Raw genomic sequence first — 15,890 nt, 5'->3', positions numbered from 1 at the left:
TTAAAAAGCCTCCCGCGTGCAGACCCTCGTCATCGTCGCGAAGAAGGACAACCCGGAGGCGGTGGCGCTGGCGGCCCGTATCCGCGAGCACTACCCGCATCTCACCGTGCTGGGGGACCGCTCCCTGGCCCATGTCCTGGGGTGGCCTCGGGTGGAGGACCGGGAGCTGGCGGCCCGAGCGGACCTGACGGTGGTGCTGGGAGGTGACGGCACCCTCATCTACGCGGCGCGGCTCCTGGGAGGGCGCGGCGTCCCCATCCTGGGCGTCAACCTGGGCAGCCTGGGCTTCATGACGGAGGTTCCCGTGGAGGAGCTGTTCTCCACGCTGGAGGAGGTGCAGGCCGGCCGCTTCCAGGTGGACTCGCGCATGAAGCTGACGTGCCGGCTCATCCGCAACGGCAGCGTGCTCATCGAGGACGAAATCCTCAACGACGTGGTCATCAACAAGGGCGCCCTGGCGCGCATCGCCGACCACGAGACGTCCATCGATGGGGTGCCCATCACCACGTACAAGGCGGACGGCGTCATCCTCGCCACGCCCACGGGCTCCACGGCCTACTCGCTGTCGGCCGGTGGCCCCATCGTCCACCCGTCGGTGGACTGCACGGTGCTGTCGCCCATCTGCTCGCACGCGCTCACCCAGCGCTCCATCGTCGTGCCGGCGGACCGGACCATCCGAATCACGCTGCGCAGCGAGACGGCGGACACGTACCTCACGCTGGATGGGCAGACGGGCCACGGCCTGCAGGGCGGCGACTGCATCGAGGTGGTGCGCTCCGCCAACCGCGTCAACCTGGTGCGAAACCCCCGCGTGGCCTACTTCTCCATCCTTCGCCAGAAGCTCCACTGGGGCGAGCGCTGAAGGGCCTCCGCGCCACGTGTTCCTGATTCTCTCGAAGGTGCTGGACCTCTTCCTGGCACCGCTCACCTGGGCGTTGCTGCTCCTGCTCGTCAGCGGCCTTGTTCGCCGCGGGCCCCGGCTCTCCCGAGGGCTCGCCGCCGCGGGACTGCTGGTGCTCTACCTCTTCTCCACCGAGGCGGTGTCCACGCTCCTGACGTACGCGGCGGAGTCGGGCGCACAAGACACGTCCGTGCCGGGCGTGACGTACGACGCCGTCATCGTCCTGGGCGGAGGGTTGGACCCGTCCGCCACGGAGCGCTCGGGCCGCATCGAGTTCAACGCCGCGTCGGAGCGCGTGCTGAAGGGCTTCGAACTCGTGCGCGAGGGGCGCGCGAGTCACGTCTTCATCTCGGGAGGCTCGTTGGACCCGCGTCCCCAGGCGGTGGTGGAGGCGGACGTGCTGTCGCGCCTGCTCCAGGAATGGGGCGTGCCCTCGGAGCGCATCGTCACCGAGGGCAGGAGCCGGAACACGCGGGAGAACGCGCTGGAGTCCGAGCGCATCATTCGCGAGCGGGGCTGGAAGCGGCTGCTGCTGGTGACGAGCGCGGCGCACATGCCTCGCGCCGCGGGCTGCTTCGCCGCGGTGGGCCTGCGGCCGGACACGCTGCCGGTGGACGCGCGGATGCCGGCCACGCGCCCGGGGCGATTGAGCTGGGTGCCTCGGGCGTCCTCCTTGTCGCAGAGCACCGACGTGCTGCGCGAGCTGGCGGGGCGAATCGTGTATCGGCTGCGAGGGTGGACGACGCCGTGACGGTGGCGTCGTCGTCCTGAGGGCTCAGCTCGCCGCGCGGTGCAGGGGCAGGTCTTCCACGGGCGCGGTGCGCAGGACGGCGTCCTCTCGCAGCCAGGCGAGCGTCGTCAGCCGGTCCTCGTCGAGGATGCGCTGGGTGGTGATGCGGTCCGGGTAGCAGCGCATGAACATGTTCGTGAAGTGCGAGCCGTAGTGGATGTACTCGTCGGGCCCGGGCGTCATCAGGGGGCGGACGCACGCCTCGAAGTGGGGCTCGTGGAAGTAGGCCATCGCGAAGCGCTCGCGCGTGTTGAGCGCCACCTTGTGCGGCGTCGACAGGAGATATCCCCGCGTGAGGAACTGGAGGATGTCGCCCGGGAACACCGTCAGGACATCGGGCACGGGCTTCACGAAGGTCCACGGCTCGTCGTGCTCGTACATGCCCGCGGAGCTCTCACCTGGCAGCCAGTTGCGGCGGCGCTTCTCTCCCTCGACGGGCGGGCGGATGTAGAGCCCTCCCACGTCGTCCTGCGCGGCGATGACCAGCAGCCCGTAGTCGGTGTGCGCGCCGATGCCGCGCGTCGCCGTGGCGGAGCGGGCGGGGAAGCGCAGCACGCGCATGTGGTGCCAGCCATCCCGCGTCAGCGCCGTGAGGGCGCCCACCTCCAGCCCCAGGCCCAGCGCGACCAGTCGCAACAGGCGCTCTCCCGTGGAGCCGAGCTCGTCGGTGTGGTCCTTCATGTCGCGGCGGTACGTCTCGTCCGGCCAGGGCGCGGGGCCATGGCAGGGCCAGCGCGCCTGCACGCGCGCATCCGTGAGGGGCACGTCCTTGCAGACGGTGAAGATCTCCGAGTAGTCCGCCTCGCCCGCCGTCAGCTCCTCGCCGGAGGCGACGTAGCCGCTGTACGTCGAATCACTCACGCACCGGGCCTTGTCCTCCAGGGGTTGGCGGAAGAAGCGGCGGCTCGACTCGAAGGCGCGTTGGGCCTTCTCCGACTGGGCCTCACTCATCCGGAGCTGGAAGATGCCGTCGCGTCGCCAGGCTCGAATCAGGGTGAGCCCGAGCGCGACGTCGGACTCGCTTCCACTCACGGATTGCGGCAATTGAAACGTCTCCAACTCGGCCATGGGAACTCCCGCGTGGGGGTGGTGGGGAGCTCTCCCGGGCCGGGTTTGTCTCGTCGGAGATGAAGGGGTGCTCCGCCGGCGCGCGAGTGGAGCAATCCCTCGCGTTCATTGCCAGACACGGGGCGAAATGCACCCAGGTTTCAAGCGGTCGGATTGTCTGAAACTGGATGCGAGGGCGTGCGAATTCCAGCCAGGGCTATTTCAGCGGAGGTGCGGGTCTGCGCGCATCCGGGGCGAGCGCGCTTCCGCCCAGGCGGGTGATGCGGCCTTCGGGCTTCGCGCGTGGCGCGGGCTTGCCTGACTTGAACGCGTCCGCGAGCACGTCCAGCGGCGAGCGTCCGTCCTTCAGCGCGGGCGTGGTGGGCTGGCCCTTGAGCACGTCGTAGCCATCCTTGCCGCTGGTGAGGAAGCTCAGCGTGGCGAGCCGGTACGTGGCCTCGGCGTCCAGCGGCTTGCCGTGGACCTTCACGTCCACCACGCGCGCTCCGGCGGGCTTGCGCGGGTCGAACGTGAAGCGCATGCCGGAGACCTGGAGGAAGCGGCCCGGCCTCGAGTCCTCGCGAGCCAGGCTGACGCCATTCTCCAGGGCCGCGCGCAGCGTGGCGCCTCGGAGCTCCACCACCACGAGCTCGTCCGTGTAGGGCATCAGCGAGTGCAAATCCCGGCGCGTCATGACACCCGCGGGCAGCACGGTGTCCGCGCGCAGCGCGCCCCCGTTGACGACGGCCACGTCCGCGCCCGCGGCCTCGCGGAAGGCGTCCGCGACGAATGAGCCCAGGTTCGTCTCCCGCGTGCGCACCTGCGTGCTACGCGCGTCCAGGGCCACCGGCGTGCGGCCCACGGGCTCCGCCAGCCGGGCGAACAGCGGCCCGTAGGCCTTCATCGCCTCGTTGAACTCCGCGTCCTCCGGCACCTTCTTCGTGACGGGAATCCGCGTCCAGGACACCTTGCGCACCGTGCCCGTCGCGGGGTCCACGTCCAGCGAGAGCCGGCCCAGCTCCACGGCCTCCGCGGGCACCTTGAAGATGGGCGTGCCCGTGGTGCGGTCCGCCGCGCCCACGTGGTCATGCCCGCCCAGAATCACGTCCACCTTCACGCACTTCGCCAACTGCCGGTCCTGCTCCAGCGGCAGGTGCGTCAGCCCCACGACGACCTTGGCCCCGGCCTCGCGCAGCTTCGCCACCGCGTCCTTCGCCGCCGCGCAGATGTCGCCAAACTGGGTGTCCGGTCCCGCCTTCGTCGAGGTCTTCGTCTCGGTCAGCACCACGCCGAACAGGCCCACGGGGATGCCCCCCAGCTCGCGGACCTCGTAGGCCTTCACGCCCTCGAACAGCGCGCCCGTCTTCGCGTCCGTCACGTTGGCGCCCAGCCACGGGAAGCGCGACTGGCGGATGCGCTCGCGCAGCACGTCGTCGCCGAAGTCGAACTCGTGGTTGCCCAGCACCGCGACATCCAGGCCCAGCGCGTTCCACGCATCCACCATGTGCCGGCCCTTGAGCTGCTTGCCGTCCACGTCGAGCAGCGACTCCACCGACGGTGACAGCGTGTCGCCTCCCAACAGCGTCAGCACATGCGGAGCAGGGGACTCCTTCAGCACCTGCTTGCGCAGCGTGGCCACCCGCGCCAGCCCTCCCCGGTCGCCATGCTCCTGGGGCTGAACCTGGTACACGTCCGCCAGGTGGAGGAACGTCAGTCGCGTCGTGCCCTTGGGCGCCGTGGGGACGGCGGCCCGCGAGTGGCTCGGAGTCAGTGCCAGGAACAGCGCGAGCGGCAGGAGCAGGGCCCCACGTCGGGCCAGCGCTGTCGAGGTCGTCATCGCGAGTCGTTCTCCAGGGGCGCCCGCACGGCGCCGGGGCTCGCGGAAGTAGCGCACTCACGAGGCGAAGGCGAGCACCCCCGCCTTCAAGCCCCGTCTTGATTCGACGTCATCCCTGGAAAACGTGAAACGCTGCTGCGGCGTGTCATGACCGAAAGTTACAGGAATCACACGTAGGCGGTTTGCTCGCACTTCACTGCGGTTGCTAGGACCCGCCTTGACCACAAGAGGAGGTTGTCACCATGCGACACAACGTGTTGAGCGCGTTGCTGCTGGCCGGTTTGTTCGGCTGCGGCGAGGCCGCGCTCGAGAAGCAACAGGGCTCCGGTCAGGAGACAGCGCAGGTCGTCCAGCAGCTCACGTCATCGACGCGGCCGGGCATGGGAGCCACTGTCTATTCGGGTGGTACGACGTTCCGCACCTGGGCGCCGCTGGCCAGTCGCGTCTTCGTGGCGGGCGACTTCAGCAGTTGGGGTTGGGTGGAGCTGGGCAACGAGTTCAACGGCAACTTCTCCGCCGACGTCGCGGGCGCGGTGAAGGGGCAGAAGTACAAGTTCGTGACGCGCAACCAGTGGGGCAGCGACGCGTGGCGCGCGGACCCGCGCTCGGCGTGGCAGGAGAACTCCACGGGCGCCAGCATCATCTATGACCACGGCGAGTACTGGTGGAACGCGCAGCAGTTCAGCACGCCGGCCTTCAACGACATGGTCATCTACGAGATGCACGTGGGCACGTTCCACGACTCTCCGGGCTTCGGGCCGGGCAACTGGAACAGCGCCATCGCCAAGCTCGACTACCTGCGAGACTTGGGCGTCAACATGGTGAAGGTGATGCCGGCGTATGAGTTCGCCGGGGACTTCTCCTGGGGCTACAACGCGGCCTTCCCGTTCGCGCCGGAGAGCGCGTACGGCTCGCCCAACGACATGAAGCACTTCGTGGACGAGGCGCACTACCGGGGCATCGGCGTCATCTTCGACGTGGTGCACAACCACTACGGGCCCAGTGACCTGCCCATGTGGTGCTTCAGCGGCGACTGCCTGGGCAACGGCGGCGAGTACTTCTTCACCGACAACCGCAAGGTGACGCCGTGGGGCGACACGCGTCCGGACTACGGCCGTCCCGAGGTGCGTGCGTACATCCGCGACTCGATGATGAACCTGCTGGACAACTTCCGCGCGGATGGTCTGCGCTGGGACGCCACGAAGTACATGCGCACGATTGACGGCTCGGGTGACATCCCGTCGGCGTGGCAGGTGTTCCGTTCCATCAACCGCGAAATCAACGCGAACAAGCCCTGGAAGATTTCCATCGCCGAGGACTTCGGCGGCGGTGACTCCATCACCAACGATGCGACGAGCGACTTCGCGGGCGGCGCGGGCTTCGACGCGCAGTGGACGGCGGAGTTCGTGCACCCCCTGCGCACGGCGGCCATCGAGCAGAACGACGCCAACCGGAACATGCTCGCGGTGCGTGACGCGATTACCCAGCGCTTCAGCGGCCGCTCTCACGCGCGCGTCATCTACACGGAGAGCCACGACGAGGTGGCCAACGGCCATGCGCGCGTGCCGGAGGAAATCTGGCCGGGCAACGCGGGGAGCTGGGCGGCGAAGAAGCGCTCCACGCTCGTCGCGGGGATTACGTTCACCTCGCCGGGCATCCCGATGATGTTCCAGGGGCAGGAGTTCCTGGAGGATGGCTACTTCGCGGACGGGGACCCGCTGGACTGGGGCAAGCTGACCCCCTATGGCGGCATCAAGACGCTGTACCGCGACCTCATCCGCCTGCGCCGCAACTGGAACAACAACACGCGCGGCCTGCGCGGTGGCAACGTCAACGTCCACCACGTCAACAACACCAACAAGGTGCTCGCGTATCACCGCTGGGACAGCGGTGGCGGAGGGGATGACGTCGTCATCGTCGCCAACTTCAGCGGCACCTCCTACTCCAGCTACAACATCGGCTTCCCCCGGGCGGGGACGTGGTACCTGCGCTTCAACAGCGACTGGAACGGGTACTCGTCCGACTTCGGCAACACCCCGTCGGCGAACACCTCCACGAACAGCGGCGCCAAGGACGGCATGGCCCAAAACGCGAACTTCGCCATTGGCCCGTACTCGCTGCTCATCTTCTCGCAGTAACGGGTGACTGGGACGTGGGCGCCCGTTGCCTCACCGGGCGGGCGCCCGGTCCTCAGACGGTGTAGCGACGGCCTTGCTGCAGCGGCTCGATGACGCTGGCCGCGGTGTCGAAGTCGTCGGGGTAGTGGATGAGGCGCATGCGCGCGCGCAGTCCTTCGGGCAGCGCGGCGAGCTTTTCGTAGGGCGTGTGCACGCCGTAGTTCGTCTCGTGGATGACCAGGTCCGCGCGTGACAGCCAGTCGATGAGGCCCTCGTCGAAGGCGGTGTCCGCGCTGTAGCCCAGGCAGCGGCCTCCCGCGTGGATGCGCAGCGCGGTGGTGGGCACGTGGTGGTACGTCATCCGGGCTTCGATGAGGAAGGGCCCGTGCCGCACGGCCGACTCGGTGGAGAGCGGCGTGTGCTCGAAGTAGTCCTCGAAGTGCTTCGGGTTGGGAGGCTCTCCCCGCTTCTCGATGAGGCACTCCATGCCCGCGGCCAGGTGGCCCTCCCAGAGCCGTTCGGCCACGTCCGGATGGGTGAGCAGCTCCAGCTTCTTCTTGAGCACGAAGAAGGAGAAGTAGCCCAGGCCCTCCAGGCCGGAGGCGTGGTCCGCGTGCAGGTGCGTGAGGGCCACGGCGCTGACGCGGTCCACGTCGAGCGGGACGCCGGAGGACAGGGCCGCCTCGCGCATCATCTTCCGGATGGGGTGCGGACAGTCCACGAGGAGCACCTGGTCCTCCGCCTCCACCGCCAGACACGAGGAATAGTAGAGGGCGGAGAAGGCGTCACCGACGCCCAGGGGAGTGAAGGACAGGCTCATGGCTGGCTCCGGAGGGACGGGTCGAGTCGCTCGCGCAGCTTCGCCGCGACCGAGGGAGGACAGAAGGCCGAAACGTCCTCGCCCCGGGCGACGCGCTGCTTGAGGCCGCTGCTGCTCACCTCGGCGAGGTGGGCCTCGGCGGGGAGGAAGAGGGTGGAGATTTCGGGGGCGAGCGCGCGGTTGTTCTGGGCGAGCTCCGTCTCGAACTGCGCATCGGTGGCCCCGCGCACGCCGCGCAGGAGCACGCTTGCGCCGATGGCCCGCGCGTAGTCGACGATGAGGCCTTGCGTCCACGCCACCGTGACGTTGGGGTGCATGGCCACGGCCTCGCGCACCAGCGCCATGCGCTCGTCCTGGGAGAGCAGGGTGTTCTTGGCGGGGTTGATGGCCACCACGACGACGACGTGGCCGAACAATCGCGCGGCCTGTCGCACGACGGACAGGTGTCCCGCCGTGACGGGGTCGAAGCTGCCCGCATAGACGGCGATGGTCACGACGACACCTCGGGTGTCCCGGGCGTTGGCTCCCGGGACGGGTGGAAGGCGAGTGCCACGTAGAGCGTTCCCGCGAGGCAGAGCAGCGCGGACAGGGCGAAGTGTCCGGGGTAGCCCAGGGCCTGCGCGCTGAAGCCGCTGACGGCCGCCGCCGCGCCGGTGGCGAGCACCACCAGCGAGGCCTGCACGGTGTAGTCGGTGGCGGCGTGCTCGGGCCTGCATGCGTCCATCATCGCGGTGAAGACGGTGGCGGTGGCCATGCCGCTGGCCACGTGCTCCACGGCGCACACGGCGGTGAGCCAGGGCAGCGACGAGGGGAAGCTGGCGACGAGCGCGTACAGCAGCACCGCCGTGGCCTGGATGACGCCGAAGAGCAGCAGCGCCCTGCGCCGTCCGAGCTTCACCACGAGGCTGCCGCCGATGAGCGCGCCCAGGAGCCCCGCCGTGAAGCCCACGCCTCCCAGCAGCCACGCGATGTCCGTCAGTGTCAGGCCCCGGTCCACCAGGAAGGTGCGCAGCATGCCCGTGGCCAGCGCCTCGCCCGCCTTGTAGACGACGAGCAGGATGAGCCACGTCGCGGCGCCCGGGCGTCGCCACCACCATTCGAGGCCCAGGCTCGCGCGGGGGGCGGGCACGGTGGGCGGCTCGCGGTAGAGGGCCACGGGCACGGTGGCGACGAGCAACGTCAGGCCGAGGGCCAGGAGCGTGGGGCGCCAGCCCGCCTTGTCGAACACGGCGAGCATGACGCCGCCGCCCAGAATCATGCCCACGCGATAGGCGGCCACCTGGATGCCGTTGCCCCAGCCGCGCTCGGAGGGCGAAAGCAGTGTCACCGCGAGCCCATCGGTCGCCACGTCCTGTGTCGCCGCCAGCAGGTTGACGCCGAGCACCGCCGCGAGCAGCAGGCGCGTGTCCACCGTGGAGTCGGGCAGGGCGAGCGACAGCAACAGGCCCGCGCTGAGGCACTGCAACGGGAGGATGTAGCCGCGACGCAGCCCCCAGCGCGCGGAGCCATGCCGGTCCATGAAGGGGGCCCAGAGGAACTTCAGGGCCCATGGCAGCGCGAGCAGATGGGCCAGGCCGATGGCCGGAAGCGACAGGCCCTGGTGGCGCAGCAGCACCGGGAGCGCCTGTGTGAAGAAGCCGAACGGCAGGCCCTGCGAGAGATAGAGGCTCGAGAGGAGGCCCAGCTTCGTGGAGGTCTTCATGCGCCCTCCCTCGCCGCAGAGGTGTCCAGGAGGCCCGCGGCCATGTGCTTCACGGTGCTCGCGGCGGAGCCCGCCGGCACCAGGCCGGGAGAGCTGGCCGAGAGGACGAAGTAGCCCTGCACCGCCGCGAAGAGTCCCGCCGCCAGCGCCCGCGCCTTGCGCTTTCCCACCAGCATCGCCACCAGCGACTCGAGCTGCTCCAGGTCCGCGCGCACCACCTGCTCGTAGGCGGCGCGGACCTCCGGCTGACGAATCGCCTCCGCGCTGATGGTGACCCAGCCCGCCACCGCGCTCGTGTCCGCGTCCGCGCCCGTCGCGAGGAAGGCGTCCAGGAAGGCGTCGATACGGCCGCGCGCATCGTCGGCTCCAAGCCGCTCGAAGCGCTTCGCCACCCGCTCCCGCGCGCGCGCCGCGAGCTGCTGCACCAGCACGAGCAGAATCTCCTGCTTGTCGCTGAAGTGGTAGTGCACCAGCCCCGGACTCAGGCCCGCCGCCTTCGCGATTTCGTTGACGGAGGCCCGCTCATAGCCGCGCTCCGACATGACCCGCAGCAGGCCCGAGACGATTTGCTGTCGGCGCTCCTCGGTGTTGGACGGACGGGGCATGATGGCCTTGTTTATTGGTTGTGTGACCAACTTATAAACAGGCGGAGTCGTGGTGTCAATCGCTCCTGGGGCGGCGGGGGGAGGTCAGCCCTGGGGGCCGAGGTCCGGGTGGGTCGTGCTGACGGCGGTCCTCCGTCCCGAGACGAGGGCCTCGATTCCGACGGCGACGAGCCCCGGTACCTCCAGCGTGGGCAGGTGGCTGACGGCGGGCAGCCTCATGACGTGGAACCACGGATGGGTGGCGGCGAAGGCCACCTGGGTCTCCAGGTAGTCGTGCGTGTCCGGCTGCGAGTACAGGTGCAGCGTCGGCGTCGCGGGGCTCAGTCCGGCGAGTGCGCGAAGCGGTGAGCCCTCCCGCGAGTAGGCGGCGGCGATTTCGCGCGCGGCCCGGGCCCACATCTCCTCGGAGAACTCGAGCATGTCCTCATGGACGGCGCGCAGGACGTCCTTGTTCTCCACGCCCCGGGTCCACTGCTGGAACAGCTCGTCGCGCGTGCGTCCCCAGCGCTCCGACATCAGGCCCCGAAGCGTCGCCAGGAAGGGCGGGGGCGGCTCGGTGACAATCCAGTCCAGCACCACGAGCTGGGGGATTCGCTCCGCGCCCAGCTCGCGCCGCAGCTCCAGCGCCAGGAAGCCCGCATGGGAGATGGCCACCGGCACCACCTGCCGCGCGCCGCTGGCGTCAATCACGGCGAGCAGGTCCTCGAGCACGGTGTCGCTGTCGAAGTCTTCGTCACCGTGTTCGGATTCTCCGTGGCCGCGCAGGTCCACGCAGAGCACCCGGTGTCGCTCGGCACAGAGGGTGACGAGAGGACTGAAGATGTCGCGGCGGGTGCACCAGCCGGGAATGAAGAGCAGCGTGAGCGCTCCCTGGCCGACGTCGTCGTAGCGAATGCGGGCACCACCGGTGGAGCGCACCTCGGGCATGTCTCCCCCTGTCGAACGAGGCTTCTTTCCTCAGGTGGACATGCGCCGGGGGCGTGGCAGCAGGCGGGCGGGGAAGGGATGGAGGCCCGGGCCGCTCGGACTTGCCGGGGCGTCCCGTCAGAACGTCAGCAGCGTCGTCACCTTGTCGCGCCCCAGGCGCTGGGGGCCCTCGAGGAAGTCGAGGCTGATGAGGAAGCTGAAGCCCACCAGCTCTCCGCCCAGTCGCTTCACCAGCTTCGCGGTGGCCTCCGCCGTGCCACCGGTGGCGAGCACGTCATCCACCACCAGCACGCGCTCGCCCTGGAGGATGGCGTCCTCGTGCATCTCCACGCCATCCGCGCCGTACTCCAACGAGTAGCGCTCCACGATGGAGCGGTGGGGCAGCTTGCCCGGCTTGCGCGCCGGGACGAAGCCCGAGCCCAGCGCGAGGGCGATGGGCGCTCCGAGGAGGAAGCCGCGGGCCTCCACGCCGACGACCTTGGTGATGTGCTGGCCCCGGAACGGCGCGGCCATGGCGTTGATGACCCGGCCGAACAGGCGCGGGTCCGCGAGCACGGGGGTGATGTCCTTGAAGACGATGCCCGGCTTGGGGAAGTCCGGCACGTCGCGCAGGCGGGCATTCAGGTCTGCGACGAGGGTGGTGTCGGTGATGCTCGCGGCGGGCAGGCTCATTCGAAGACCTCCGGGTTGACGCAGTGGGGTGGCCGCCGTCCCTCCAGCGCGGCCAGCAGGTTGTCCACCGCCATGGAGGCCATGCGCCCCCGCGTCGCATGTGACGCGCTGGCGATGTGCGGCGCCAGCAGGACGTTGGGCAGGGTCATCAGCGGGCTGTCCGGGGGAAGGGGCTCGGGCTCCGTCACGTCCAGGGCCGCGCCTCCCAGCCTTCCCTCGCGAAGGGCCTCGACGAGGGCGTCCTGGTCGATGACTCCGCCTCGCGCCGTGTTGACGAGCAGCGCCCCCGGCTTCATCGCCGCCAGCTCCGCGCGTCCCACCCAGTGCTTCGTCGCGGGAGTCAACGGGACATGCAGGGTGAGGATGTCCGCTTCGGCCAGGAGCGTGGCCTTGTCCACCTGGCGGGCGCCCGTCTGGGCCTCCAGCGCCGGTTTTGGCTCGCGGCTGACGTACAGGATGCGCATCCCGAAGCCCCGGGCCCGCCGGGCCACCGCCGAGCCGATGGCCCCCGGGCCGACGATACCCAGGGTGGCGCCGTACACATCCGTCCCCAGGAGGAGGGTGGGGCTCCAGGTCTTCCACTTGCCCGCTCGGACGAAGGCGTCCGCCTCCGCCACGCGCCGGGCCAGCCCCAGAATCAGGGCGAAGGCGAAGTCCGCGGAGGTCTCCGTGAGGGCGCCTGGGGTATTTCCCACCGCCACGCGCCGCCCGGTGCAGGCGGGAACGTCGATATTGTCGTAGCCCACGGCCACGTTGCTGACCGCCCGGAGGTTCGGGGCGCAGTCAAGCAGGCGAGCGTCCACCCGGTCCGTCAGCAAGGTGACGAGCCCCTCGCAGAGGGCCGCCTGGGCCATCAAAGTGTCACGGGAAGGTGGCAGTTCCTCCTCCCAGACGGACAGGTCCACGAGCCTGCTCAGTCGGCCGAGGGCCTCTCCAGGGAGCTGGCGGGTCACGAAGACACGGGGGCGGACGGTCCGGGCCATGGCGAGCGTTGATGGTCTCATAGCCTGATGTCGGTGGCTGCTTCCGCTGGCCGACTCATCCACATTTCCCGCGAGCGGGAGCCCTCTTGCTGTGCTAGTGGCAGGGGTTCCCCGGCGCTTAGGAGCCAGGGGCCTGTGCCAGCCGTGCAATCCACCGCCGACATCCGAGACGCCCTCCCTCCTCAGGACACCCAGTGGCTCAGGGCCCTGAAGGCTGAAGTCCAACCCACCATCTTCAAGAAGGGCCGAGAGGTGGCGGAGTCCCGCCGCGTCTTCGGGCTCCAACGTGAAGGGGACCACATCCGCGCGCAGGTCGCCTCCTCCACGGGCGAGCGCTATGAAGTCGTGCTCGCGCTCGGAGATGGTCGAGCCACGTCCACCTGCACGTGTCAGTCGTGGAACGTCGATGGTCCCCACTGCAAGCATGTGGTGGCCGCCGCGCTCATCTATGCCGCGCGTTTCCGGCCGCCTCCCCGGCCCCAGCCGGTGGTCGCCGCGCCTGTCGAACCCACCGCGCCCAACGGCAACAACGAGGTGGTGGACAACGAGGTCCCCGTGGAGCCGGAAGGCCCCGTGGTGGACGCCGTCAACCTGCCCGCGCTCGCGAAGGTGGAGAGCTGGCTGGGCCTGTCCTCGCAGCCGGACTATGAGTTCTTCTACCGGCTGACGGCGGCGAACACGAACTCGGGCAGTCGCCAGTGGGTCGTGGACGTGCGTCGGCAGGACGCGCAGACCAAGGGGCCCATCCACGTCAAGCGGACCCTCCAGACGGGGGGGCGCATCTCCCCCGCCGACGAGCGCGTCTTCATGGCGTTGTCGCGCCACGAGCATCGCTACGACTCGCGCATCGTCCTGTCGGACGAGGAGTTGAGCGAGGCGATGGACCTGCTGCGCCAGCGGCGGGTCATCTACCGGGGCACGGCGCTCATCAACACGGAAGTGCCCATCCGTCCGCAGATTCGCCTGGAGTCCCGGCCGGACGGCGCCACGGCGCGCATCGAGCTGCTCTTCCCGGACGGGCTGAGCTACTCGCTCAAGGACGTCATCATCCTGTCGGGCCGGCGCACCTGGGTCATCCAGGCGCAGAACCTCCACCCCGTGGAGCCCGACTTCCCGCCCCGGCTGCTGCGCAAGTGGCTGCTGGAGCCCAGCATGTCCTTCCCCTCGGGACAGTTGGACCGGGTGCTGACGTTCTTCGCCGCGCACCTGCCGCGCTTCCGCATGTCGTTGAAGGCGGACGACATCGAGGTGGATGAGGCGGTGGAGCCGCACTTCGTGCTGACGCTCGAGGGCACTCCGGAGCGCGTGAAGGCGCAACTGGCCGCGCGTTACGGGCAGACGACGGCGCCGGTGTCTCCCACGGCCACGCACCTGGGCTACGCCAGTGGCGTGGGTGGGGACAGCCGCAAGCTGTACCGTCGTCGCGAGGACCTGGAGCGAGCCGCGGGCAAGCTGCTGTTGGACCAGGGCCTGCGCTTCGAGCCGCAGGCGCAGGTGTTCGACGCGACGGGCGACGTGGCGCTGGAGTTCTGGGCGCGAGGGCTCGCCTCGCTGCCGGCGGAGTGGGAGCGCTTCGGCGTGCAGGCGCCCAAGGTGCGGCTGCGCCCGAAGCTCAAGCCGCGCATCCGCGTGGGCATGAGCGGCGTGCAGTGGTTCGACCTGGACGCCGAGTTCGTCACGGACGACCAGGCGGTGGACCTGGGCGCGGTGCGCATGTGGCTGGACTCCGGCCGCAAGTTCGTGCCGCTGAAGGACGGCTCGTTCGCTGAAGCGGACCCGGTCGAAATCAAGCGCGTGGCGGACCTGCTGGAGGAGGCGGGTGCGCTGCCGGGCCGGTCCCGCACGCGGCTGCCGTTGCACCAGGCGGTGGCGTTGGACCTGCTCGCGGACCTGGGTGAGTTCACCGAGGTGGAGGCGAAGGCCCGGCAGGCGATGCTGGAGCTGCGCGAGACGGCGGGGGTTCCGAAGGTCGCGGTGCCCGACGGGCTCCACGCCACGCTCCGGCACTACCAGGAGGCGGGCCTGTCCTGGCTCTGGTTCCTGCGCCGCCATGGCCTGTCCGGAATCCTCGCGGACGACATGGGCTTGGGCAAGACGGTGCAGTCGCTCAGCCTCCTGCAGAAGATGGCGAACGAAGAGGGGCGCAAGCCGTCGCTCGTCGTGGCGCCCACGAGCGTGCTCGCCAACTGGGAGCGCGAGGCGGAGCGTTTCACCCCGGGCCTCAAGGCCATGGTGTGGCACGGGCAGGACCGCAAGGAGCGCGCCGAGGACCTGAAGGGCATGGACCTGGTCCTCACGTCCTACGCGCTGGTGCGAAGAGACCTGGACCAGCTGTCCCAGGTGGGCTTCCGCTTCGTGATTCTGGACGAGGCGCAGAACATCAAGAACGCGGACAGCGCCACGGCGCAGGCGTGCAAGTCGCTTCCGAGCGACACGCGACTGGCGCTCACGGGTACGCCGCTGGAGAACCGGCTGTCGGAGCTGTGGAGCATCTTCGACTTCCTCATGCCGGGCTTCCTCGGCAGCGCGGACAGCTTCAGCGACAGGTACGAGCAGCCCATCCAGGTGGCGAACGACGCCTCCGCGAGGGACAGGCTGCGCCGGCGCATCCAACCCTTCATCCTGCGTCGCCTGAAGACGGAGGTGGCCAAGGACCTGCCGCCGAAGACGGAGAGCGTCGCCTGGTGCGAGATGGAGCCGGGTCAGGCCGCCCTCTATCGCGAGGTGATGGAGGAGAGCCGCCGCAAGGTCAGCGAGAGCATCGAGAAGGTCGGCTTCAAGCGCAGCCGCGTGTCGATTCTCGCCGCGCTCATGCGGCTGCGGCAGGTGTGTTGTGATCCGCGCCTGCTCAAGATGCCCCCGGGCACGTTGTTGCCGCCCAGCGCGAAGGTCGAGCGCTTCATGGAGCTGGTGGAGGACCTGGTGGCGGAAGGCCACCGGGCCCTGGTGTTCAGCCAGTTCACGGAGATGCTGGAGCTGCTCAAGCAGGAGGCGGACAAGAAGGGCCTGCGCTACCTCTACCTGGACGGTCGCACCAAGGACCGCATGGGCAAGGTGGACGAGTACAACCGCCCGGACGGACCGCCCCTGTTCTTCATCTCCTTGAAGGCGGGTGGCACCGGCCTCAACCTCACCGCGGCCGACTACGTCATCCACTTCGACCCGTGGTGGAACCCGGCCGTGGAAGACCAGGCCACGGACCGTACGCACCGCATCGGTCAGACGCGCGCCGTCATCAGCTACAAGCTGATTACCCGCGGCACGGTGGAGGAGAAGATTCTCTCCCTCCAGCGTCGCAAGCGAGACCTCGCCGCCGGAGTGCTCGGTGGAGAGGGTGACGAGATGGCGAGGACCCTCACCGAGCAGGACATCCAGGAGCTCTTCACCGAGAGCCAGTCCTGAGACGGAGGGGAGGGTTGGGGTTCCAACGGAACTCCGCCCTCCCCCCGCCCGCCATCCGTGCGGCTGACCAGAACGCCTGTGCAGTGT

13 protein-coding genes are annotated in these 15,890 nt (G+C 69.4%); 4 read left to right on the top strand and 9 right to left on the bottom strand.

Annotation, left to right across the window (positions count from 1 at the left end):
- The first annotated feature begins 16 nt into the window (after positions 1 to 16).
- Positions 17 to 862 (top strand): NAD(+)/NADH kinase, encoded by an 846-nt coding sequence (locus HUA78_RS02740; RefSeq protein ID WP_174453318.1) that lies wholly within the window; start codon positions 17 to 19, stop codon positions 860 to 862.
- A gap of 16 nt (positions 863 to 878) precedes the next feature.
- Positions 879 to 1,652, top strand: a complete 774-nt coding sequence (locus HUA78_RS02735; RefSeq protein WP_174453319.1) for a YdcF family protein — start codon at positions 879 to 881, stop codon at positions 1,650 to 1,652.
- Between the two features lie 24 nt (positions 1,653 to 1,676).
- Here HUA78_RS02735 and HUA78_RS02730 read toward each other — a convergent pair whose 3' ends face one another.
- Both HUA78_RS02730 and HUA78_RS02725 read right to left on the bottom strand, forming a co-directional pair.
- A complete protein-coding gene (locus HUA78_RS02730; protein WP_174475597.1) occupies positions 1,677 to 2,759 on the bottom strand; it encodes an isopenicillin N synthase family oxygenase in 1,083 nt (360 codons plus the stop codon).
- Between the two features lie 196 nt (positions 2,760 to 2,955).
- Positions 2,956 to 4,575, bottom strand: a complete 1,620-nt coding sequence (locus HUA78_RS02725; protein WP_174475596.1) for a bifunctional UDP-sugar hydrolase/5'-nucleotidase — start codon at positions 4,573 to 4,575, stop codon at positions 2,956 to 2,958.
- Positions 4,576 to 4,817: 242 nt separating this feature from the next.
- Between HUA78_RS02725 and HUA78_RS02720 the strand changes: the two genes are divergently transcribed.
- Complete coding sequence (locus HUA78_RS02720; protein WP_174453322.1) at positions 4,818 to 6,713, top strand: alpha-amylase family glycosyl hydrolase; 1,896 nt, start codon at positions 4,818 to 4,820, stop codon at positions 6,711 to 6,713.
- Between the two features lie 52 nt (positions 6,714 to 6,765).
- On the opposite strand, the gene HUA78_RS02715 is transcribed toward HUA78_RS02720, so the two are convergent.
- The 7 genes from HUA78_RS02715 to HUA78_RS02685 all read right to left on the bottom strand — a co-directional run bounded on the left by HUA78_RS02715 (position 6,766) and on the right by HUA78_RS02685 (position 12,401).
- Complete coding sequence (locus HUA78_RS02715; RefSeq protein WP_174453323.1) at positions 6,766 to 7,512, bottom strand: MBL fold metallo-hydrolase; 747 nt, start codon at positions 7,510 to 7,512, stop codon at positions 6,766 to 6,768.
- Positions 7,509 to 8,006: a pantetheine-phosphate adenylyltransferase gene (gene coaD, locus HUA78_RS02710; protein WP_141641062.1), complete on the bottom strand. Its 498-nt coding sequence runs from the start codon at positions 8,004 to 8,006 to the stop codon at positions 7,509 to 7,511. The genes HUA78_RS02715 and coaD overlap by 4 nt, the downstream gene beginning before the upstream one ends.
- A complete protein-coding gene (locus HUA78_RS02705; protein ID WP_174475595.1) occupies positions 8,003 to 9,214 on the bottom strand; it encodes an MFS transporter in 1,212 nt (403 codons plus the stop codon). The genes coaD and HUA78_RS02705 overlap by 4 nt, the downstream gene beginning before the upstream one ends.
- The gene (locus HUA78_RS02700) at positions 9,211 to 9,819 is read right to left on the bottom strand and encodes a TetR/AcrR family transcriptional regulator (RefSeq protein WP_174475594.1); all 609 of its coding nucleotides are present in this window, start codon (positions 9,817 to 9,819) and stop codon (positions 9,211 to 9,213) included. Before HUA78_RS02700 ends, HUA78_RS02705 begins: the two co-directional genes overlap by 4 nt.
- Positions 9,820 to 9,903: 84 nt before the next feature.
- Entirely contained in the window at positions 9,904 to 10,746 is an 843-nt protein-coding gene (locus tag HUA78_RS02695) for an alpha/beta fold hydrolase (RefSeq protein ID WP_174453326.1), read from the bottom strand.
- A gap of 117 nt (positions 10,747 to 10,863) precedes the next feature.
- Positions 10,864 to 11,418: an adenine phosphoribosyltransferase gene (locus tag HUA78_RS02690; protein ID WP_141641066.1), complete on the bottom strand. Its 555-nt coding sequence runs from the start codon at positions 11,416 to 11,418 to the stop codon at positions 10,864 to 10,866.
- On the bottom strand, positions 11,415 to 12,401 hold the full coding sequence (locus tag HUA78_RS02685; protein WP_174461379.1) for a D-glycerate dehydrogenase: 987 nt from the start codon (positions 12,399 to 12,401) through the stop codon (positions 11,415 to 11,417). The genes HUA78_RS02690 and HUA78_RS02685 overlap by 4 nt, the downstream gene beginning before the upstream one ends.
- Positions 12,402 to 12,536: 135 nt before the next feature.
- On the opposite strand from HUA78_RS02685, the gene HUA78_RS02680 reads away from it, so the two are divergent.
- Positions 12,537 to 15,803, top strand: coding sequence for an SNF2-related protein (locus HUA78_RS02680; RefSeq protein ID WP_371745475.1), 3,267 nt, complete (start codon positions 12,537 to 12,539; stop codon positions 15,801 to 15,803).
- Positions 15,804 to 15,890 lie beyond the last annotated feature (87 nt).

Origin of the sequence: Myxococcus sp. CA033 (assembly GCF_013336625.1) — a bacterium.
Taxonomy (GTDB): domain Bacteria; phylum Myxococcota; class Myxococcia; order Myxococcales; family Myxococcaceae; genus Myxococcus; species Myxococcus llanfairpwllgwyngyllgogerychwyrndrobwllllantysiliogogogochensis.
This window is presented reverse-complemented; position numbering and strand designations above follow the sequence as displayed.

Bases quoted from the DNA above. Each gene is read 5' to 3' on its own strand.
- HUA78_RS02700 (WP_174475594.1), bottom strand. From the start codon at position 9,819: ATGCCCCGTCCGTCCAACACCGAGGAGCGCCGACAGCAAATCGTCTCG.
- HUA78_RS02705 (WP_174475595.1), bottom strand. From the start codon at position 9,214: ATGAAGACCTCCACGAAGCTGGGCCTCCTCTCGAGCCTCTATCTCTCG.
- HUA78_RS02715 (WP_174453323.1), bottom strand. From the start codon at position 7,512: ATGAGCCTGTCCTTCACTCCCCTGGGCGTCGGTGACGCCTTCTCCGCC.
- HUA78_RS02695 (WP_174453326.1), bottom strand. From the start codon at position 10,746: ATGCCCGAGGTGCGCTCCACCGGTGGTGCCCGCATTCGCTACGACGAC.
- HUA78_RS02720 (WP_174453322.1), top strand. From the start codon at position 4,818: ATGCGACACAACGTGTTGAGCGCGTTGCTGCTGGCCGGTTTGTTCGGC.
- HUA78_RS02690 (WP_141641066.1), bottom strand. From the start codon at position 11,418: ATGAGCCTGCCCGCCGCGAGCATCACCGACACCACCCTCGTCGCAGAC.
- HUA78_RS02725 (WP_174475596.1), bottom strand. From the start codon at position 4,575: ATGACGACCTCGACAGCGCTGGCCCGACGTGGGGCCCTGCTCCTGCCG.
- HUA78_RS02730 (WP_174475597.1), bottom strand. From the start codon at position 2,759: ATGGCCGAGTTGGAGACGTTTCAATTGCCGCAATCCGTGAGTGGAAGC.
- HUA78_RS02685 (WP_174461379.1), bottom strand. From the start codon at position 12,401: ATGGCCCGGACCGTCCGCCCCCGTGTCTTCGTGACCCGCCAGCTCCCT.